Annotated in this window: 1 protein-coding gene; it reads left to right on the forward strand. The window is 62.0% G+C overall.

Features of this window, described 5'->3' with window-relative positions:
* Positions 1 to 25,386, forward strand: coding sequence for a tandem-95 repeat protein (locus AC04PH_RS01855; RefSeq protein WP_483064041.1), 25,386 nt, complete (start codon positions 1 to 3; stop codon positions 25,384 to 25,386).
* The last annotated feature ends 16 nt before the right edge of the window (positions 25,387 to 25,402 follow it).

The raw sequence follows: 25,402 nt of genomic DNA on the forward strand, positions 1-25,402 counted from the left end.
ATGTCTATTGAAGATATTACCGTTGACGGTGGCATTGAATACGGTTTCGAAATTCACCATATTTTCCCACGCGAGCTGTTCCGTCTGGCTGAAATCGCCGATGTGCTGGCGTTACTGGGCATCAACGAAGATGCGCGTGGCAATAAGGTTGCGCTGTTTCGGACGCCGGAAACCGGTGACGCGCTTTTTTCGGACAATGCGATTGCCGGCGTTCTGAACGACGCCAGTTTCGGTAAGGCCGGTCACAACGCACGCGAGGACGGCAGCCACCCCGACTACAACCAGTTCTTTGCTGACGAACTGACGCGGATTGCAGAAGCGGACCTGACAGACCAGCAAAAGGCGAATGCTGCCAAACTGGTTCACGCGTTTGCCGTCGATGTGGTGAATGGCGACGTGCCCGGTGTCGGGGTCTATGATACCTCGGTCGATGAATACAATTCGGCCTATGAAAGCCGCAAGGTCGACTATGCGACGTTTGATCCCGCCGACCCGATGTCGCCGATCGAAACAACCGCCGCCGGTATCATTTCAGATCGCTATGACGGCGACGCTTTCAACAACAATGTGGTTGATGGCCCCGGTTCTAACACAAACATGCGCCAGGAGGTCGTCAAGTCGCTGCTTGACGGGCTGTTGGCGATTGGCGTGATCGACGCCGAGTTTCACGGTCAGAAAGTCGCCGATATGGCGCAATCCCCGGGCCATGTCAGTTCTGCCGGGATCGCTGCCATTGCAAATGCCAAAAACGCAGCGACAGGCGTGCTGAACAGAAGTCTGGACGCCACTATCGAGGTGTTGAGCGCCGAGGCGCACCTGCTGTTTGGTAACAAGATCTCCTTTGAGCAGGCTCAGGCTTTCTGGGCATCGCTGCTGAACAAGATGGCAGATATTCGTTCTGCGATCACACCTGACTTTCTGCAGATCGACGAGGATACCAAAGGGTCGATTATCCGGTCGATGGACAAGGTCAGCGGCGGGCTAAGCGGTCTTGGCGGCGGCGTTCTCAGCGATGTCGTCGAGTATCTGAACGTATCCTACGACGCGATCAAGACGTTGTTGACCGAAGGTGACATCCGCCCGCTTCTGAAGGCCACCAAGGATTTTGGCTTTGCGATTGTGTTGAGTTCCGTACTGGTCGGTGGATCGGTAGCGGTTGCGGCATTCTTTGGCGGACCACTGGCCGCTGCGGCCATCGGCGCGGGCTGGGCCGCTTACGGGCTTTACGATTCCTTTGTGAATGGTAGCGAATTGTTCGGCAAGATTACCGACGATTTGGCTGATTGGTTTACAGGCGGCGTTGATCTTGGCGGGGCTGTCGAAGGCAATCGCGATAATGTTCTGATCATGCGGTTCATGGACTCGCTAGCTGAGACAGGCGAGCCGCAGCCGAATGAGCCTTTTGCGATTCAGGTGATCGCCGACGACGAAGACGACCAGTTTGCCGACCGGTTCCGCGGCACCGACAATGCCGAAATCATCTATGGCCGCAACGGTGCTACGATCGACGGTGGGGGCGGTGCGGACGAACTCTACCACAACGGGTACGGTCTGGTTCTGGGCGGTGACGGCGGCGACTTGATCGCGTCGCAAACCAATCAGGGTCTGACGGCGCTGGGACAGAAGGGGAACGACTGGATCATCGTCCGCTCTGGCGAGGGCGGCGAGTTTTACGGCGGTGAGGGGCAGGACACGATCTTCGTCGCGAGCCGTGGCGCGAATATCTGGGGCGACACACGTAACGGCACGACCATCGGACCGGGCGGGATCGAGATCCCGCTGGACGATACGTCGAGTGATCACGCCGACCTGATCTGGTGGTGGCCCAGCACGACAATGCACGACCCGTCCGAGGCGGACCGTCTGCGGTTCTTCGGTGTGCCGCTGATCGGCGGGACGAACGATATGCCGCTGAGCTTTGCGCCGACGACGGTGCTGAATTCCGTCGTGCCGGTGACCGGGCTGTCGCTGTTCCTCAGCCCACTCTACTTCGACTACTGGATGCCTTTCATCGGGTATATGCAGTTTGAAGACGGCACCATGCACGTCTTCAACGTTTTCGACAGCTTGTTCGGTGCTGATCAGATCCCGACGGAAGCGGAGCGTCTGAAAACCGGCGAGGTGGTGCCGAACATTCAGGGATCCATGCGGTTCCTGAATTTTGAAACCGCGGCAACTTACTGGAGTTCCGGTTTCCTGAAGGGCAATGCTGCGGACGGGGCAAACAGCCTTTTCGATCTCGTATTCTACGGTGCCAGTGTCGATCCGAGCAAAGCCGGCGACATGGGGATGTTGTTCAAGAACGCAAACCCATTCCTTGATATTCTGGCGATGATTCCCGCGCCGGCGATCGGTGCGTTGACGCGCACGCTGCCGATGATCGACCGCTTACTGACGCTCAACTACGCGACCCAGCTCTGGGTGAAATCGCTGGAATGGCGCGAGGACAACGATCCGTTGGTGATCGACCTCGACGGGGACGGGCTGGAGTTTATTTCGCTGGCGTCCTCCAAGGGGTTTTACGATTTCGACGGCGACCGGTTTGCAGAACAATCGGGCTGGGTGCGGCCGGACGACGGATTTCTTGTTCTCGATGAAAACCAGAACGGCCGGATCGACGATGTGGCCGAGATGTTCGGCGGGCCGGGTGTATCCGGCTTCGACGAGCTTGCCACGCATGACGACAACGGCGACGGGCTGATCGACGCGCAGGATGCGATCTGGGATGAATTGCGCGTCTGGCGTGATCTGGATCAGGACCGCGAAGCGACGGTGGATGAGCTGTTCACGCTGGACGATGTGGGGATCACGTCGATCTCGCTGAACAAGGATGAACTGGGGATCACCGACAGTTCCGGCACGCGGCTTGATGCGTCCGCGGCCGTCACCTTTGCCGATGGCGAGGTGAACCGGGCCTATGACGCGGTGTTCGAGACCAGTGAAGTCAACACGGTTTTCGCCGGCGAGACGGGTCTGCCGGCCTGGCTCAACAACTCGGTGCTGAGCGCGCGGGGCTTTGGCTCTGTCGTCGATCTGGAGATCGCGATCGCCAATGACATTGCGTTTGGTCGCAGGGCCGATGCGCTGGCACCCACTCTGGATACACCCAAGCTGAAAACGCTCGTCGAACAGACCGGCGCGCTGATCGACGAGTGGGCGATGGTGCAGCCTACATCGCGCGAGCTTGCGCCGGTGCTGCTGGAAACGGCACCGGACGGGACCGTGACGCTGGTCGACCGGGCGATCTATGTCGAGACGGAATCCACGGGTCACTGGGTGCTGGAAAGCGGCGATCCGGTGCTGGATGGGGACGGTGCGGAAATCGCGCTGGCGACGCTGGAAGACGTCATGGCGCAGGTCCCGGCGGCGGGGGCCTGGCAGCTGGAGCAGGTGTTCTCGCCGACCACGCGGGACGCGGCGTTGCAGTACCGTACGGAACGCCCCTATCTGTCGGAGCGGATCGACGGGCGTATGGTCGTCTATGATTGGGGCGTCGAGAACCCCGACGGAAGCTGGCGACTGGCCAGCGGCAACGATGTCACCGATGCGCAGGGCACGGTCATTGCCGCGCCCACGCTCGACGATGTCATCACCAGCCTGAAACCGTTCGGGCAGGAATGGCGGGTCGAGGAGATCACGTTCAACCCCTACGGCGCCATCCCGGTGCAGCAGATCGGTGTAAACATGATCGACGGTTATGTCGTCGACTATACCGTCGAGATCACCGATGCGGACGGCACGTTCCTCGTCTGGGCGCGCAATCTGGATCGCGCGCTTGAGCTGCAGGAGAAATACGGTCACGCTCGCGATTTCAATCTGCGCAACTTCGAGGTCGACCTTGCCACGCTCGACGAGGTCGGTTCCACGGACGACAGCACCTTCCGGGTCGAGGTTCTGACACCCGGTCAGTTGCATTTCGCCACGTCGCTGATGGGCGTCGCGTTCCAGCCGCAGATGCTGGCCGGAACGCTGAACGCACAGGGCGTGATCAGCTACACGATCAGCCCGGAGTTTGACACCACCGTCACGCTGCCCGGCGGGTATCAGAGCAGCGTCGTCGCGATGATCGAGATGCTGGACGAGGTCGTGCGGCAGTACATCGACAGTTCGCGCGCGATTGCGGCCAATCTGGCGCTGCAGGGCGGATTGTCCGACTTTGCCCGCGATCTGGAGTACCTGCCCGAAATCAACAAGTATCGCGGCACATCGGATCGCGAACTGACGCCGATGTTCGAGGCGATCTTCGAGGCAATCCCGGCGGGCTATGACGCGGCGCGCGACTATCTGACCGACTGGAACGAAATCCTGACGCAGGTCTGGCCGGACTACCTGCCTGGCGCAAACAGTGTCGGCGGGGCGTCTGTCAGCGTGGATCAGGCGTTCATCATGCAGATGATGCTGCCCGCGTTCGAGACCATCCCGACCGATCTGGATTTGCAGAGCGTGCTGTATGCGCTGTCCATCGACGAAAGCAGGCTGCGTAAACACGATGCCGCGGCGACAGAGCTGAACGGCACGGCCGGTGTCGACTATCTTTATATGAGCGAGGGCGACCAGACCTATCGCGGCGGGCGCGGCGAGGATCTGTTCTTTGTCAGCAGCCAGAACAACGGTGTCGACATCATCGACGAGGTCGATACCGGGCAGAAGGACAGCCTGCGTTTTGCCGGTGTCCTGTCGACGCAGGTGACGGCGACGCGCGACGGGCAGGATATGATCCTGAGCATCGACGGCACCGACGATGTCGTGCGTCTGAAAGACCAGTTCCTGGGCGAGTTGAACCCCCGGCTGCAGAACGGCAAGCTGCTGGAATCTGGTGTCGACAGCATCGTGTTCGCGGATGGCGTGTTGTGGAACAGGTTCCAGATGGCGATCGAGGTCGCCACGGAGAGCGACACCAACGACATCCTGATCGGATCGGGTTCGGGTGACGTGCTGCGCGGTGGCAAGGGCAACGATGTCGTGCGCGGCGGGGCCGGTGGCGATTATTATTTCTACAATGCCGGCGACGGGCAGGACGTCTTTGGCGAGGCACTGGATTTCGGCGCGACCGTGGCGCAGGCGGGTTACGGGCCGTTGGCGGGCGGTCTGGACTTTATCTTCTTCGGTGAGGGGATCACATCGGAGCACGTGCGCCTGCAGCGCGACGGTATTTCCGACCATCTCAAGATCACGTTCCTTGACGATGACGGCGTCGAGACCGGCGACACGCTGGAAGTGGAAAACCAGTTCGCGGGTATCAGGCTGAACCTCGGTATCCTGGGTGATCTGGATCCGTCCCTGGCGATCGACTATTCCTCGCCCTACCTGATCGAACGCTTTGTCTTTGACAACGGCGAGGCGATGGATTTCGAACAGGTGTCGCAGCGCGTGCTGGAAGAGGCCGGGACAGCGGGTGACGATGCCATCTATGGCATGATCAACGACAACACACTGGACGGGAAGGGGGGCGACGATTTCCTGACCGGTCTGGAAGGGTCCGACACCTATATCTTCGGCCGCGGCTATGGCGAGGACCTGATCCTCGACGGCGACTACAGCATGAAGCTGTTCGGTGCGCCGCCTGACCATCTGGAATTTATCGACGACCTGCGCTGGACCGACTTCGATTTCGAGCGCGACGGGGCGGGCGACACGCTGACCCTGCGGATCAAGGGCACGCAGGATGCTGTGATCCTGAAGGACTATCTCGATAGCTTCCCCTTCATCGGATTCATCAACCGGATCGAGGACCTGACCTTTGGCGACGGGACCGTCTGGTCCTGGACCAAACTGCTGCAGCACTATGTGGCGATCGCGCGCACGACCGGTGACGACACGATCTACGGGTTCACCGTATCCGACGTCATCGACGGCGGTGCGGGCGATGACTATTTGGTCGGGCAGGGTGGCGGCGACACGTTCATCTTCGAACGCGGGTACGGCACCGACACCGTACTGAGTGTCGGTGATGACAAGCTCGTCGACCGGCTGGAACTGCGTAACATCAATTCCGACGAGGTGACGTTCTCGCGTACCGACCTCGATCTGATCATCACGATCAACGACACCGGCGAGCGGGTCATCCTGCAGAACCAGTATGTGCGTGAGGGCAAGCAGGTTCACGCCGTCGAGGAGATGGTCTTTGCCGACCGGATCATGGTGTTCACCGACCTGAATGCCGAAGACCTCGACCTTGTCGGCGACGGCACGGATGAGACCATCACCGGGTCAAACCTGTCTGAGCGGCTGGACGGGCGCGCGGGCGACGACACGCTGATCGGGCGTGACGGCGGCGACATCTACGAATTCGACGCGGGCTATGGCAACGACGTCATCATCGACCGGCAGGAGCGGGCCGCGTGGCAAGACCGTCGGTTTGTGCCGAAAGTCACCGAGGATACGGTTGAATTCGGCGGTGACATCACGCGCGAGAACGTAATTTTCACCAAAGATGGCAATGACCTTGTGGTGTCCATCACCGACCGGTCAGATACGCTGCGCATCCGCGACCAGTTCGCGTCGCTGACGCAGGGTGTGGAACGCTTCGCCTTCTTTGACGGCACCGTCATGGCGATTTCCGATGTCGAGGAGCTGTTGGCCATCGAAGGCGGCAACCGGGGCGACAACGTGATCGACGGCCTGCCGGATCAGGAAAACGTGCTGGACGGACGTCAGGGTGACGACATCCTGCGCGGCGGCAACCTTGCCGATACCTACGCCTTCGGTGCGGGCTACGATCTTGATCGGATCGAGGAGCGGACGGACAGCGCGGGCATCATCGACCGGGTGATCTTTGGCGAGACGGTGCGCGCCGATACGCTGGTGATCCGGCGCAACCTTGACGATCTGCTGATCGACCTGGGCAACGGCGAGGACGTGCTGACCATCGTCGACGGGCTGGGCGACAAGAGCATCGAGGAATTCCTCTTTGCCGATGGCACGACCCTGACCAGCGATATGCTGCGCGACCGGCTGCTGACCGGCGACGACACCGACAACCAATTGATCGGGTTCGATGGGCGTGACGACACGATTGCCGGCGGCGGCGGATCGGATGCGATGGAAGGCGGCGGTGGCGACGATACCTATCGCTTTGGCTATGGCGACGGTGCGGACAGCGTGCGGGACACCGGCGGTGTGGACCGGATCGTCTTTGGCACCGGAATCACCCAGGCCGATCTGCGCTTTACCGAAGTGGGGGAAGACTTCCTCGTCACGCTGACGCAGACCAACGAGACGTTGGTGATCCTGAGGGGGGCGTCGGCCAGCAGTGGCGACTGGATCGAACGTTTCGTCTTTGCCGACGGCACCGAGCTGTCATTGTCGGACGCCCGTGTCATCGCGCTGGCCGAACTGCAGAACGCGGGCATGGACCTGATTGACGCCACGGTGCTCGACAACGATTTTGCCCTGACACCGGGTGCCAGTTTCGACAGCGTGATCATGGGTGCCGATACCGTGGTGAACTTCCGCGCAGGCGACGGCATCGACCGGATCATGACCCCCGACGAGGTGGGCGAGGCACGGATCGTGCTAGATGACCTGACGAGTGCGGATGTCGAGGTACGGGTGACGCGGATCAACGGCGACGACCTGACGCTGTCGTTCCCGGACACCGGCGACCAGATTCTGCTTGTCGGCGCGCGGGCCGCGGTCGATCTGCCGGTCATCGCCTTCGCCAACGGTGTCGAATGGGGCCGGGCGGAACTGTTCGAGGCGCTGATCGCCAGCCAGCAAAGCGAACGCGACGACGTGATCTTCGGCACCGGCCAAAGCGACACGATCATCGGCGGGCTGGGCAACGACGATATTCGTGGTGAAGGTGCTGACGATCTGTTCATCTTTACGCTGGGCGACGGGCAGGACGTGATTGCCGATGATGCCGGCGTCGATACGCTCGAAATCCGCGGCTATGCCGCCGCCGACATGACGGTGAGCTTGCCTGTCAACGGGTCGCAGGCCTTTGGTGTCGGTGCTAGGATGGAGCTTGTGCTGGGCTTTACCGGTACGCTGGACGAAATCACCCTGCGCTATGATGCCGACCAGAACGGTGTCGATATCATTCGTTTCGACGATGGCACGGAATTCACGCGCGATGCGCTTTTTGCCCAGGTCGTCGGGCGCGGCACCGATTTTGCCGATCTGATTGACGGCACCACCGGCAGCGACACCATCGAGGCGGGCGGCGGTGACGACATCATCGAAGATCCCGGTGGCAGCGACGTCTATATCTTCCGGGCCGGTGACGGACGGGATGTGATTGATGAGGGTGGTTCGCGGTTCAACACCAATACCCTGCGTCTGCCCGACCACACGCCCGCCGACGTGCGCGCGGCCCGTCTGCCCGACAGCAGTGATATGGTCCTGCGCCTGTCGGACGGCGACGAAATCCTGCTCAAGGGTCTGTTCTCGACCTATTCGGCGAACGTGAACCGGATCGAATTCGGCAATGGCGTCGTCTGGAATATCACGGCCCTGCGCAACGCCGCGGACACCGGTCTGGTGCCTGAATTACCGCGCACCATTCAAGGCACCGACGCAAGCGAGACGCTGACCAGCACTGCCTTTTCGGAAAGCCTGATCGGCGAACGGGGCAGTGACACATACGTCTATCAGCGCGGTGGCGGCACCGATACGATTATCAGCGATACGGCGTCCAACACCACCAATACGCTGCGTATCGAAGGCTACGACTTTGCGGACGCGATCTTCGGCGCGGGACCGACAACCGACGATCATCTGGTCATTCGCTTTGACGGCACCGACGATCAACTGACCATCGAGGATGCGTGGTACAACAGTCATTATTCCAGCACCCGTGTCGATGGCGTCTGGATCCGCACCTATTGGCGCACGATCTCGCAATTCGAATTTGACGACCAGACCATCGACTATGACGATCTGGCGGCGCTGCTGATGGCGCGGCAGGTCAGTGACGGTGACGATCTGATCACCGCGCTGGATGCGCCCGAAACGATTACTGCGGGTGCGGGCAACGACACGATAACCGGGGCGCTGGACGATGATGTGATCGTCTTTGCCCGGGGCGATGGGCAGGATGTGATCCTGCCGTCGTCAAATGGACGCGCGACGCTTGATATCGTGGATTATCTGCCGGCAGAGGTGACAGTCTCGCGCGATATCTATGCGCAGGCGGGCTATACGCTGACGTTCGCGGATACCACGGACATGATCACACTTGTCGGGTCGAGCCGGACCGGATTGGGTGGCGTGGAGCGCGTGACCTTTGCCGATGGTACCGTCTGGACCGCGAGCACGCTGGACGCGCTTGCCCCGCCGGTCGGCGGAAGCCAGGGCACCGACGGCGACGACGTGCTTGTCGGCAGTAACGAGGACGAAACCTTCGTACCGCTCAAGGGCGACGACTATATCGAGGCCGACGACGGCGAGGATGTGATCGTATTCGGGCGCGGCGACGGCGTGGAGACCGTCTATGGTGACGACTATCCGGGGCTGTCGCTCACCCTCCGTGATCTGAACCCGGATGACATCCGCATCGTCGAGGTGCCGTTGCGTGCAACCGCGCTGAACGCCTACAGCAACAGTGTCGATGTGCGTGTGATCGGGTCCGACGACCGTGTCTTCATTCAGGACGGTGCGCAGGGCCTGCGCGGAATCACCTTTGCCGATGGCACGGTTTGGGGCACGACCGAGGTACGCGCGGCGATCGAACAGCTGCCGCCCCCGGCGGGAGAGACGCTGCGGGTCAGTGTCTCGCCCTATACCAACACCCATGCGTCGACCGATCAGGACGAGGCGCATACCTTGCCGTCGTTCTCGGACGGGTCGCAGTCTGTGACGTTCACCTATGCGCAGGGCGGTGGACATGACCAGTTCATCTCTCCCGACTATGGCGACGGCCATCAGAACCGTTTGGTGCTGACCGATATCGCGTCGACCGCGGTCACGCTCCAGATTCTGCCCTTCGTATCTGCCTTGTCACAGGAAGGGCCAGATGGGGACGATTTGCTGATCACCTTCGGATCGGACGACGACAGTGTGCGGATCGTCGGGGCCAAATTCGACCCGGACAGTTTCGTGCAGAACGGTCTGCGCGAGGTGGAATTCGCCGACGGTGTTATTCTGACGCTGGACCAGCTAGTCGCGCAGGCCGAGGCGGCGGAAGCGGCCGATCCGCGAATTCTGGAAGGCGCGGCGACGCTGACGCGCGGCACCGATGCGGGCAGCTATTTTGCCAAAGGTCCGTCCTTTGGCGGTCCGGGCGGTCCCGATGGTCCGCCTATCGGTGTTTTCAATCTGGACGACGATCCGTTCGGCGACGGTCCGCCCCCGGGTGGCGACGACGGCGATTTCCCGCCCGACTTTCCACCACCAGGCGGCGAGGGTGGGGATCCGCTGACGCTGACCCTTGCGGACGTGACAGCGGCCGAGATTTCGGTCGTCAAGCGGGCGGATGAATTCATCATGCATGTGGCACCCCGGCTGCCAGACGGCAGTGACGGGATCGCGTTGTGGCTGGGCGGTCAATTCATCGCGAATTCGGCGAACGTCGTACTGGACGACGGGACCACGCTGACCGGTTCTGACCTGATCGCGCTGGTGCCGCCGGTTATGGCGACCGCAGGAGATGACGTGTTCCGCGAAGGGGGCGGTGCGTTTGGTGGCCCGGACGGTCCGGGTAACGGTGCGCCGATCGTTCTGGAAGGTCTTGGCGGCGACGATTTCCTGCAATCCTACGAATCCGGCGCGACCTTCATCTACAGCCGTGGCGACGGCAACGACATCATCACCGCGCCGCGCACCTACAGCTATCAGAGTGAAGAGAACACGCTTGATCTGAAAGCGATCGACCCTGCGGATGTGAAGCTGGTGCAGCATGGTGTGGATCTGCTGATCCGCGTGGCGGAGTCCGCGCCCGATGCGGGCGACGGCGGTGTGATCCGCTATGTCGACGGTTATCTGCTTGGCGGCAGCAACCCCCCGACATACGGGTCGCGGTTGGATGCGATTGTCTTCGAGGACGGCACCCGCTGGACGCCGACCGAAATCGCCGCGATGGTCGCGCGCGATCTGGGCACCGCCGGCAACGACGTGATCGAGGACCTGCCGGGCGACAACACTTATGAATTGCTGGGCGGGGACGACCTGGTCATCACGTCGGATTCCAACGACACCTATATCTACAACAACGGTGACGGGTTCGACGTCTATGTCGAGGACGGGGACAATCCCGAGACCCCGGACGGACCTGGCGAGGATGTGCTGCGCTTTCCCGACCTGCTGGCGGATGACATGCAGTTCAGCCGGAACGGCACCGATCTTGTGATTGATATCATGGCTGACGCGGATCGCGGTATCGCCGCAGGCCGAGTCACGATGAAGTTCGCCTTCAGCACGACCGATTTCAACAGCCGGCTGATCGAGCGGATCGTCTTTGCCGACGAGAGCGAGGTCATTACCCGCGATCTTCTGCAGACGGTTCTGACGCAAAGCGCGACCGCAGGGGATGATCGCATCACGGGCATGGGCTTTGCCTCGACCCTGACGGGCGGGCCGGGCAATGACGTTCTCAAGGGGCAGGACGAGGACGATACCTATGTCTATTCCCGCGGTGACGGGCATGACGATATTCTGGAGGAGAACCAGTACACGCCGCTGCCGTCGACCGACCGGATCGTATTCACGGATATCAATGCGGACGCAGTGACCTACGATCTGACGCCGGCGGGCCTGAAGCTGCTTATCGCCGAAAGCGCGGAGGGTGCAGGGGATGCGGGATCCATTCTCGTGCACGGGTTGTTTGCCGGAAACGACTACCCCTACGAATCTGACGAGGCGAATACCGGGATCGAGGAAATCGTGTTTGCCGACGGCACGGTGAAGACAGCCGGTGAAATCTCTTCCGACATGATTGCGGCCCGCGTGACACCGTTCGACGACCTTCTGGAAGGCGGCAGCGGCGACGAGACGCTGGAAGGCAAGAAGGGCGACGACATGATGTCGGGCGGCGAGGGGGTCGATACCTACATCTATACCCGTGGTGACGGCGATGACTGGATCACCGACAACGGGTTTCTGCAGAACGTGGCCGATACGCTTGTCCTGCACGGGATCGTGGCAGATGACGTGACCCTGCGCGCAGGTTATCGCGGTGACCTGATCGTGGAGATTGCCGACAGCGGTGCCGGTGATGCGGGACGTATCGTGCTGCGCAGCAACGCTTATGAAAACGCAGAGGAAGGCGTCGAGCGGATCGTCTTTGACGACGGCACCGAATGGACGCGCGCCGACATCTTCTCGCGGATCCTCGTACCCGGGCCCACGCCCGGTGACGATCGTATCGTCGGGACCGGCGATGCCGAGACTATTGCGGGCCTGCAAGGCGACGACCTGATCGAAGGCCGCGGTGGTGCGGATACTTACGTCTTTATGCGGGGTGACGGCACCGACGTGATCGACGACCGGTCAGGCGACGCGAATACGTTGGAGATCAGCGGTTATACCGCCGCAGAATTGACCTTTGCGCGCAAGGGGATCGACGGGCCGGATCTGATCATCCGGTTTGCGGATGCCGGTGACCAGATCACGGTCCTTAACGGAATCGACAACGGTTTCGGCGGCGCCCCGGTGTCCACGGTCACGCTGGTCGACGACGGCACGGTGTTGTCGATCGACGATATCCGCCGTGATGTCGTGTCGGGGCAGGGCAGTGACTTCGACGATGTGGTCGTCGGGTCCGATGCCGCCGACACGCTGAGTGCGGGGGCCGGGACCGACCTGATCGACGGGCGCGAAGGGAATGACCGTTACAGCTATGCGGCGGGTGACGGTGACGACCGGATCAGCGACAGCGGTCGGTTCGATCCCGACGATGTCTTGACACTGACCGACTACACACCCGGGGATGTGGAATACGCCTTGCGTGCCGGGGCCAACAGCTTCGATCTGGTACTGTTCTTTGCAGGCACGCGCGACCGGGTGATCCTTGAAAACGCGCTGGGGGCGTCCCGCGAGGGAGTCGACAGCGTCGTCTTTGCCGATGGCACGATCTGGGACCGCGACGAGATGCGCGCCCAAACCATCGCCTATACGCAGACGGCCGCGTCCGAACCGGTCTATGGGTATAGTGGCAACGACCGGTTTGAGGGATCGACAGGCGATGACCGGCTGATCGGTCTTGCGGGGTCGGACACCTATGTGTTCCGTCGCGGGCACGGTGAAGACGTCATCATCGAGGAAACGAACAGCACGTTCCACACCGACCGCGTGGAAATGCCGGATTTCGTCTCGTCCGAGGTTTCGGTCGCGCGTCTGTTCAAGGGCAGCGACACGGTGGTCCTGCGCTTTGCCAGTGCGCCCGATGACAGTCTGACGATTGTCGATGCCCTGGCCCCTGACGGTGCCGGGGTGGAACAGCTGGTGTTCTCTGACGGGGTGGTCTGGACGCCCGCGATCATCGACACTTTGCTGGCCAACAACGCGCCCGTCGCCACCGCCGACGGCTATTTCACCGCGACCAGCGGCGAGGCGCTGGTGCTGGACGCACAGACCCTGCTGCGAAACGATTTTGACGCGGATGGTGATGATGTGGCGATCATCGCTGTATCCGGCGGTGCTCACGGCCTGGCCGAGATCAACGCCGACGGCAACATCGTCTATACGCCCATGCCTGGGTACTACGGCCCGACGCAATTCACCTACACGATCAGCGACGGGCGCAACGGGATCGCCACCGGTGCGGTCGACCTGCGCGTGCGTCCGGTGGCAGAGGCACGTGACGACAGCGGCTTCACTGTCGCCGAAGACGGATTCCTCACCATCGACGCTGTGCGCCTGCTGTCAAACGATCTGGATGGCGACCGGATGATCGTGAGCCAGGTGTTCGGTGCCGAAAACGGAACCGTCAGCCTTGCCAGCAACGGGCAGGTCACCTTTACGCCCGATGCCAACTTCAGCGGCGTCGCGGCGTTTACTTACGTTGCAAATACCCCCGAGGGGGGCCGTGCCGAGGCGCGGGTGACTATCGACGTCACACCCGTCAACGATGCGCCCGACGCACGTGACGACAGTGGCTTTGTGACCGATGAAGACGTGCCGGTGCAGATCCTGGCGAGCCGCCTGTTGCGCAACGACCGTGATGTTGATGGCGATGCGCTGACCGTGAGCGGCGTTACAAGTAACGAGAACATCGACGTCACGCTGACCGAGGACGGCGTGATCATCGTGACCCCGCGCGCCTATTTCTTTGGCGATGCCTATTTCGACTACACGGTGGTCGATCCTGACGGGCTGACCGACACGGCGCGGGCGTCGATTTACATCAATCCGGTCAACAATGCGCCGGAACCAGTGACCGATCTTGTCGTGACCGACGAGGATGTGCCGTTCATCATCAGTGTCGCCGATCTGCTGGCCAACGATATCGACCGCGACAACGACCTGCTGACGATCACGTCGCTGACCGGGTTCGATAGCGGCGGCAATGCGACGCTGCTTGAGAACGACACGATCCTGTTCGAGCCGCGGGCCAATTTCAACGGGACAGGCAGTTTCCGCTATGTCGTCGATGACGGGCAGGGTGGGGTGGCCATTGGCATCGCCGACGTGCAGATCGACCCGGTCAATGACCGCCCGATCGCCCGCGACGACAGCTACGGCAACGTCGCCTTCGAGACGATCCTGCGCGGCACCGAAGACGTGCCGCTGGTCATTCCCATCGCGGAGTTGATGAAGAACGATACCGACCTGGAAAGCATCGTCCTGCAGTTCGAGAACGTCTCGAACCCGGCCGATGGCGAGGTCGAGGTGATCGACGGCAACATCGTGTTCACACCCGATCAGGATTTCTGGGGCGAAACCAACTTCAGCTATCTGATTTCGGACGCGGAAGGGCTGGTCGACGATGCGACCGTCACGCTCTATTTCGAGAATGTCGGCGATGCGCCGCCCGTTGCCGTCACGGATACGATCACCGTTTACGAGGATGTGCCCTACCTTATTCCGGCCGCATTGCTGCTGGCCAATGATACGGACATCGACCGTGATCCGCTGACGATCAACGGCTGGCGTTTGCCCAACTTTATCGAACAATTCGTGCAGCCCTTCACAGGGTCGGTGGAGGTCACGCCGGAAGGCTTCCTCTACACCCCCGGTTTGAACGAAACGGATGAGCTGGGCTTCTTCTACTACGTCACCGACAATGCTGACGGCACCACCGAGGGTTTCGTCGATATTGAGATCATCGCCGTCAACGACCAACCGAACGCCACGCCGGACTCCGTGTCGAGCACACCGCTCGACGTGCCGCTGGTCATTCGGATCAGCGACATCATGGCCAACGATTTTGACGTGGACGACGACCCGGACGGACCGTCCTCGATCAGCTTTGTCGGCGTGGATTCCGTAACTGTGGGCACCGCCGAAGTACGCGACGGGTTTATCGTCGTGAGAACGCCGGAGGGCTATGACGGGCCGGTCCAGCTGACCTACCGGATCACAGATACCGAAGGGGTCGAGGATACCACCACGATTACCGCATTGGTCGAAAACGGCTACGGCCGTGTGCTGACCGGCACGCCGCAGAACGATCTGCTGCTGGGCAACGCGCTGGACGAAACCATCATCGGCCTTGCGGGTGATGATATCATCGAAGCGGGTGCGGGCGACGATACCGTGCAGGCCGGCGCGGGCGAGGACACGATCCTTGCCGGCGCAGGCGACGATCTGATCGACGGCGGCGACGATGCCGACAGCATCGACGGCGGCGACGGGTCCGACACCGTTACTTATGCAGACTCCAACGTGACGGTCAGTGTCGATCTGGCGGCGCGGTTGGGGCAGGGCGGGTACGCCCAGGGCGATCTGCTGACCAACATCGAGGGGTTGATCGGTTCGGACTGGAACGATTATCTGCGCGGTGGTCTTGCGGACAACAGCATCTCGGGTGGCGCCGGGCGCGACCTGCTGGAAGGGCGTGCCGGCGACGATATCCTTGCGGGCGACACGGGCGACGACACGCTTGTTGGCGGCGAGGGTGCCGATGCCCTGTTCGGCGGCGACGGGTCCGACACGGCGGACTATCGCGGGTCGGCAGAGGCCGTGACCGTTTCGCTGGCCGATGGCACGGCTGCGGGTGGCGATGCCCACGGCGACACGCTGACGGGCATCGAGAACCTTGCCGGGTCCGGCGAGGCGGACACGCTGACCGGGTCCGACGCCGACAATATTCTGTCTGGCGAACGCGGTGACGACACGCTTTATGGCGGTGCTGGCGATGACATTCTGTCGGGTGGCCGCGGTGCCGATGCGCTGTTCGGCGGTGCGGGGATCGACGTGGCCGACTATACGATCTCGGCCGAGGGCGTGCTGATCGACATGGCTGACAGCGCAGCCAGCGGCGGAGACGCCACTGGCGACACGTTCGACGGGATCGAGATCGTGCAGGGGTCGTATCACGACGATACGATCCGCGGCGACGCAGGCGACAATATCCTGCGCGGCGGGCGCGGCGCGGATGCGCTGGACGGACGCGGCGGGTTTGACATTGCCGATTTCGCGATCGCGGACGAGGCCGTGGGCGTCGATCTGTCGACCGGGCAGGGTACGGCGGGCGAGGCGCTTGGCGACATCTACACCGGGATCGAAGGGGTAACGGGTTCGGTCTGGAACGACACGATTACCGGCAGCGCGGGCGACGAATGGTTCGATGGCAACTGGGGCGACGATACCATCGCCGGGGGTGCCGGGTCGGACGGGTATGTCTTTGGTTACGACAGCGGCACCGATCTTGTGATCGAGGCGGGCGATGCCGGTGACACGGACCGTGTTCTGCTCACGGCCGACATTGCGCCCAAGGACCTTTCGGTGATCCGCGAAGGCGACGACCTGCTGCTGGAACTGGAACGTGATGAAGGCTTCCTGATCGACACGTTGCGGGTCACCGATCATTTCGTCGGCGCAGCGACGGGGATCGAGGAAGTCGTCTTTGCCGATGGCACGATCTGGGACCGCGCGCAGATCGACGCGCTGCAACGTCTTGGCCGGTTCAATGCGGACGACGATATCTACCGTCTGGCCATCGAGGACGAGGAGGCGATCATCGACCCCGCCTTCCTGATCCAGAACGATGCCGAAGACGTGACGGGCATCACGCTGATCGCCGTCGAAAACGCCGTGAACGGAACGGTGGGAATTAACGCTGACGGTATGATCACCTTTACCGGCGATCAGGATTTCAACGGCGATGCGTTCTTCGATTACGTGCTGCGCGATGAATTCGGGCGCGAAAGCAGCGCCCGTGTCGAGGTCAACATCGCGCCTGTGAACGACGCGCCTGTCGGGTTTGAGGATGGCATCTTTGCGGGGACCGAAGACACGATCCTGCGGATTTCCTATGCCGATCTGCTGGCCAATGACGTCGATGTCGACGCCGAGGAGGTCCTGACCATCGTCGGGGTGTCGCCGGTCATCGGTATCGACGGTGAACCGCTCTATCCGCAGATGCCGTTCCCTAGCGATTTCCCTTTCACCGAGGGCGCGACCCACGGGATCGTCTGGCTTGACGGGACGCATGTGAATTTCAACCCGCGGGCCGATCACTTCGGCTATGCCGGGTTCCAGTACACCGTCGCCGATCTGGACGGCGCCGAAGGGACGGCGGACGTCGAGCTTTATCTACTGCCGGTAAACGACGCGCCGCGCAGCCGCGACGACGACTATACCATCCGTCTTGAGCGCACCGCGGACATCACGGTCGCCGATCTGTTGTCCAACGACTATGACATCGAGGGCGACGCTTTTGATTTCGAAGGTGTTCATTCGGCGTTCGGCGGCGAGATGACCTTTGACGCGGAAACAGGCACGGTATCGTTCACGCCGGATGCATTGGGGTCTGCCGGATTCTCTTATGACGTCGAGGACGTTCGCGGTGCCCGCGCGACGATCACCGTCGACCTGACGGTCATCCCGCTGAACGATGCGCCCGTGGCCCGCGACGACGGACCGTTCATCACTGATGAGGACGCAATCCTTTATCTTGATCCCGCTGATCTGCTGGCCAACGACACCGACAACACCGATCCGCTGGACGAAGTGTTGTTCATCTCGGCACTCGACCGGTTTGCGGAAAACGGCAAGGTTGCCTGGACCGAAGACGGGCGCATAGCCTTCACGCCGCGCACCGATTACAATGGCCAGGCCGGGTTCCAGTACACCGTCGCCGACGGTAATGGCGGGTTCGATATCGGTTATGTCAACATCACCATCCTGCCGACCAACGACGGCCCCGTCCTGCGCGACGATATCGCGCTGGGGCTGGAGGATCAGCCAATCTGGGTGATCCCGGGCGAAGTGTTCGGCAACGATCTGGACCCCGAAGGCGATGTCGTGTTCTTTGACGACCTCGAAATCCTGGGTGTGATCGACGCGGATTATACCGATCGCGATCCGGTCGATATTTCCTATGGTTTCGATGCCGGAAAGCTGGGCGAAAACACGTCCGTCGCCGCGACGCTTGCGGATGGCACGGACCTGCCCGCCGGGATCGTTTTCGATGCCGAAACACTGACGCTGACAGGTGAGGTGCCTGCGGGCACGATCGACCCGATTGACGTGACCGTGACCTGGACGAATGCGGAAGACGGCACGCAATTCACGCAGGATGTGGCAATTGCGCCCGACGCCGATCTGGCCAGCGGTGTAAGCGTCACACCCGACATTGTCCTGTTCGACATCGCGGCAGGCACGTGGAGCCTTGATCCGGCTGGCAACCAATCGCTGCCGAACTGGCTGGAATTTGATGCCGAAACGCTGCAAGTTACCAAGGTGGCTGATGCCCCGGCAGACGACTCCGACGTGCTACGGTTGCAACTGCGCTTTGAGCCCGACGCACCGGACCTTGCACCGGGCGAGCAGTCGTACGGGCGTCGCGGCTTTGCCATCGAGGTATTGATCGACCCGCAGGCGGACATCCCTGCAGCCGTGAACGACCTTTTTGCCAACGACGCGTTCTTTGCGGGGCAGGGGCTTTATGCCTTGCCGCGTGCCGCGGGCGAGACCCGCACTGCGGAAAAGGAGAATGGTGCGCCGCTAGACGAGTGGCTGGCCTTCGATGCGGATAGCTTTGGTTTTGCCGGCACGCCGCCGGGTGTCTTTGTAGGTACCCCGCCGGTGCGTGTGGACAGCACCGGTGGTGCCGTCGACTATGCAGTGCTGACCGAACTGCCGATCGACGACACCTATACGCTGATCAGTGGCGACGGGTTCTCGACCACGCTGCTCAACGACCGGTTCCAGCTTTTCACGCCAGAGGATTTCTTTGGTCAGGTTGTGCTGCGCTATACCGGGACCGATGAAAAGGGTGGCGTGTCCGAAGCGCCTGCAGAGATCGTCGTCAATGTGCTGAACACGCCCGAAGCGCCTGACGCGATGGACGACAGCTTTGACATGCTCGAAGACGGGCGGATCGAGATCCTGTTGAGCGATCTGCTGACAAACGACGTCGATGCCGAAGGTAACCCCATCCGCGTGATCGCTTTGCAGCAGAACGACGTGCTTGAGGTGACACGCGGTACCATCAGCCTGATCGACCCGGCTGACGCGGCGACCATCGGTGGCGGCTCTGGTACAGGTGGCGGCGCGGGGCAGACCGGCCTTGTGAACATGAGCCTGTCGGACATCATCGGACAGGAGGCACGCGGTTTCGGCTTTGCCGCTACCGAGGATTATCTGCTGTTCGACCATGCCCATGGCGATGACCACGATGCGGACGACCACGCGCAGGACCAGAGCCCGCTGTCCGGTGGTCTTGCAGGCAGCAGCGCGCAGTTCGGCACGCTGGGCGAGATGGCAGATTTTGTGGCTGCGGATTTCTGGGACGGCAACGGCGGCGCGCGCTATCACAACGTGACCGATACCGGCGCCGATCCGAACGATGGCGTGATCCTATACAACGTCAGCGGCTGGGCCGAGGATGCCGACGGGATTAGCGCCGCACGCGCCGATCTGGTGCGCGAGGCGTTCAAGCTCTACGAGGCCGCGCTGGGGATCGAATTCCGCGAGACCGAAGAGACAGATACGTCGATCACCGACATCTTCTTCGGTGACAACGCCACGGGTGCCAACGCGTTCTCCTATCTGTTGTCTGATGGCGAGATCGACTATTCGCGGATCAATATCGCCGCCTCCTGGTCGCAGGGTACGTCGACCTACAACGACTATACGCTGCAGACGGTGTTCCACGAGATCGGTCACGTCCTCGGGCTGGGCCATCAGGGTGACTACAATCTGGTAGGCGAATACGGTGTCGATCAACGCTACGACAACGACAGCTGGCACACGACCATGATGTCGTATTTCAGCCAGAGCATGAATTATCACACCGTGACCGATTTCATGTTCCTGCAGACGCCGATGGCTGTCGACTGGATGGCGCTGGACGATATCTATGGCGCGCAGGGCTTTGGTATCGCCAATGCCTATACCGAGGATACGACCTGGGGCTTCAATACCACGGTGACACCGGAGGTCAGCGACCTTTGGGCGAACTGGACCGATTGGGCCGATGTGACCGCATCGACCATCGTGGACGGCGGCGGCATCGACACGCTGGACGTGTCGGGTTTCGATACCAATACGCTGATCAGCCTGCAGGCGTCGGATCGCGGGTCGCTTGTTCCGGCGTTCTCGAACCTGGCCGGGCGCTATGGCAACCTGACGATCACCGAAGGCACGGTGATCGAGAACGCAATCGGCGGGGCCGGGCACGAGACGTTCTATGGCAACGATGCCGACAACATCCTGACGGGCAACGCGGGTCAGGATACGTTCTATGACAGCGCAGGCAGTGATACCTACATCGGTGGCACCGGGACGGACCTTGTCGTCTTTGCGCAGAATTTCTCGGATTATGCCTTCGCGGTTCTGGGTGACACGCTGCAGGTGATCGGCGAGGCGGTGGATTATGTCGCAAGTTCGGTCGATTTCCTGTCCTTTGCGGATCGCACGCTCAGCTGGCTGGCCTTGGCCGAAGAGACCGTTCCCGGTGCCGATATGCCCGCGCCGGAAGCCGCGGAAGCCGGACCGGTGGCGACAGGCGTGACCGCTGCAGGGCTGCCCGTACTGGACGGCGGCGTTTACCTGATGGCGATGAGCGACGGCAGCGACCTGCCGTTCTGGCTGCAGATCGACCGCGATACCGGCGTGGTGTCGGGTGAAGTGCCCTTCAACGTGCGCATGGCGCTGACGCTGGATATCACCGTGACGAATGGCACCGAAACCCATGTCGAGACGATTACAGTAGATGCCAATGGCAACGACGGTGCATCGGTCATCTTTACGCCGAAACCCGGTTTCAACGGCACGTATGATTTCGACTATGTCATAACCGACGATGCGCAGGGCACGGATCGCGCCACGGTCACGATCAACGTGGCCGCCGTGAACGACCCGCCCGAGGCTGTGACGGACGAGCTGACCGTGCTGGAAGACACGGTTCTGGTGATCGACCCGGCAACGTTGACGGCAAACGATATCGACGTGGACGGCGATGCGCTGACCGTGCTGTCGGTGTCCAACCCGTCGAATGGCACGGTGACGTTGGTTGACGGCGAGATCACCTTTACCCCGACGCCGAACTATGACGGACCCGCTGGCTTCGACTATGTGGTCACGGACGGGGCCGACGGGGAATCGACCGGCCGGGTCGAGATCACCGTCATCTCGACCAACCAGGCGCCGATTGCAGCGACCGACCGGTTCCTGTCGGCAGAGGATACGCCGATCACGCTGACCATCGCGGATCTGATGGTGAACGACAGCGATCCCGACGGCGACGCCATCAGCTTTGTCAGCATCGCGGCCAGTGTCGCGGACGCCCGGACCTTCGTCCTGCCAGGTGGCGAGATTCAGTTCGTCCCGGATCAGGACATTAATGGAGAGATCACCTTTACCTATCGCATCACCGACGGGCGGGCCGAATCCACAGGTGCGGTCGTGATCGACTTTGCCGCTGTGAACGACGGGCCACGTCTTGGCGACGATCCGGTGTTCGCGGGGGTCGAGGATCAGGTGATGACGGTTGATATGGCGCAGATTATCGCCAACGACACTGACATCGAAGGCGACAGCTTTTCCGTTACGCGAGTGTTTGACCCCGAAAACGGATCGGTGACGCTTGACGGGACGATTGCGATATTCACGCCGCGGGCCGATTATTTCGGCAACGCCGGTTTCCGCTATGTCGTGACCGATGTGCGGGGTGCCGAAACCGAGGGCTTTGCCCATATCACGCTCAGCCCGGAGAACGATTTGCCGCAAGCTGTGCTCGACCGGCTCGAAACCGAAGAGGACACACCGCTGGAGATCAGCGCGGCCGATCTGCTCGCCAATGACTTTGACGCGGACGGCGATACGCTGACCGTGACGGGGATCAATGGCGCAACGCTGTTGGCCAACGGCAACTGGCTCTACACGCCGTACCCCGACGATTTCACCAGCGACACGCTGACCTACACGGTTTCAGACGGTGGGCCACAGGCTGCCATCGGAACGATCGTGATCGATCTGTTGCCGGTCCCCGATGATCCGATTGCGGTCGACGACACCATCGCTGGCACCGAGGATACGGTGCTGACGCTGGCCCCCTCTGCCCTGCTGGGCAATGACAGGGAGCCTGATCTGGAGGCACTGTCGATCACTGGCTTCTCCAACCCTGTCGGGGCCACGGTCACGGTGAACGAGGCCGGGCAGATCGTCATCACACCCGAAGCGGATCGCAACGGACAGGCGACGTTTGATTACCAAATTGCGGACAGCACCGGACGCACGGATTCGGCATCGGTCACCGTGACCCTCGCCGCGGTCAACGATGCGCCGCAAATCGCGGTAACCAATCTGACCGGGGTCGAGGATACGGCGTTCACAACGACCTTCGATCCGGCGATCTTTACCGATGTGGATGGCGATGCTTTGCTCGCTGGTTTGCGCGGCGCGGACGATACGGCACTGCCCGATTGGATGACTTTCGATCAATCGACCTTCACCCTGTCCGGCACCCCGCCGCAGGATTTCAACGGCATCGTGGCGCTGGAGCTTTTCGCTTTCGACGGTGCGCTGGAAACGGTTGAACCGCTGACGCTGACGATCACGCCGGTCAACGACGCGCCGACGATCTCGCCGATCAGCCTTGCCGGGATCGAGGATACCCCGCTGGACATCACGCTCGATGCGGCGGCCTTCGGCGATGTGGATGGTGATACGCTGACCGTTTCGCTGCGCGGCGCGGACGGGGCCGAACGACCTGCCTGGATCGGGTTCGATCCGGATACCCTGCAGGTGACCGGCACCCCGCCCGCCGATTTCAACGGAGACATCACGCTTCAGGTTGCGGTGTCCGATGGCACGGTCGCGGTGACGCGCCCGGTCACGCTGACGCTCGCACCGGCGAACGATGCGCCGGTGGCGCGTCCCGATACGCTGGATATCGGCACGGGTGTTTCGGTAACCCTGTCGACGCAGGACCTGCTGGCCAACGATTTCGACATCGATGGCGATGCGCTGCAGGTTGTCGCCGTCACCGGTGGTGAAGGCTTTGACGCGGTGCTGGCGGACGGTCATGTGACGATCACCCGTGACCCGGGCCTGGGCGGGCAGATCGCCGTCGGATACGAGGTGTCTGACGGAGCCCTGACGGCACAGTCGGTGTTGCTCATCGACCTTGAGATCGCCAACCGGCCACCAGAGATCGCGCCGCTTGAAGCACTTCAATCGCCAGAGGATGCGTTCATCGACCTGGCCCTGCCTGCGGATGCGTTCAGTGATCCCGACGGTGATACGCTCACGCTGACCGCCGCGCGCGCGGGCGGCTCCGACCTCCCGACGTGGTTGAACTTTGATGGCGAGACTCGCCGTTTCACAGGAACGCCGCCGCAGAACCTCAACGGCGTTATTGCGCTGCAGGTGACGGCAAGCGACGGGCAGTTCGCCACCACGCAGGCGTTCGACCTGATCCTCGATCCGGTGAATGATCTGCCGGTTCTGTCCGCGCCACTGTCCGACCGGACCGCGACCGAGGACACGACCTTTGCGATCCAGCTGCAGCGGAATATCTACAGCGACCCCGATGGTGACCCGCTCGATTTCTCGCTGACGCAGGCGGACGGCACGGATCTGCCGGAGTGGATCGGTTTCGATGCAGAGAGCCTGACGCTGACCGGCACGCCGCCGCAGGACTTCTTTGGTATCGTGCCGCTGCGTCTGCATATCGGTGACGGCACCGGTACGATTTCCGACGATTTCCGCCTGATCGTGAGCGGGACGCCGGATGCACCGGTGCTGATCTCCGCCTTGCCGGATATCGCCACCGACGCCGATGGTAATCCGCTGACCGCAGGGGATGCCTTTGCCTTCGCCGCGCCGATCGGCAATTTCACCGATCCCGACGGCACACCGCTGGCCTTTGCCGCGACCCTGGCCGATGGCAACGCCTTGCCCGACTGGCTGACGTTCGATGGCACGACTTTCACCGGCACGCCGCCATTGACGGCGGCGGGCGATATCGAAATCGCGATGCGGGCCACTGACGGCACCGCAGAGGTATCGGACATCTTTGTCCTGACGATCGCGCCGGGCGACGCGGCACCTGTGGCCAACGACGATGCCTTCGATGTGACGGTGCCGGACCGGTTGCAGATCGACACGGCGGACCTTCTGGCCAATGACGATGCAGGGTTGACGGTGATCGGCGTTCAGGGGTCCGCAAACGCGCAGGTCGCGCTGGAAGGCAACACAGTCACCTATCTCGCCGACTTTGACTTCGAAGGCGCTGACCAGTTCACCTATACCGTGACCGACGGCAGCCAGACCGACGAGGCGACCGTCACCGTGACCGTCGACAACCCCTACGGCGAGGTCGATCAGGGCGGCGACGGCACGGATGTGTCGTTCGGCGGTCGCGGTCGCGATCTGGTCACGGGCGGTGCGGGAACCGACTACCTGTTCGGTGGCCGCGGTGCGGATGCGTTGCTTGGCGGCAGCGGAAGTGACCTGCTCTTCGGCGGTCGCGGCGCTGATACCATCGACGGCGGCACCGGATCGGACCTGCTGTTCGGCGGTCGCGGGCGTGACACGATTCGCGGCGGCGAGGGTGACGACCTGATCTTCGGCGGCAACGGTCAGGATACCTTCGTCTATGAAACCGGCGACGGGGCCGATACGATCTTCGGCTTCCGCGCGCAGCGCCGGTCATTCATCCAGGGCGACCAGATCAGGCTGGGCGTCGACGGTGTCGAGAGTTATGCCGACCTGATGGACACCGCGAGCCAGGAACGCGGCGGTGTGCTGTTCGACTTCGGCAACGGCGACCAGATCTTCTTGCAGGGCACGCGGCTTGCGGCCTTGGACGAGGACCAGTTTTCGTTCTACTAGGGTGCGGATGACGGGA

Source organism: Yoonia sp. KMU-150, assembly GCF_056858355.1.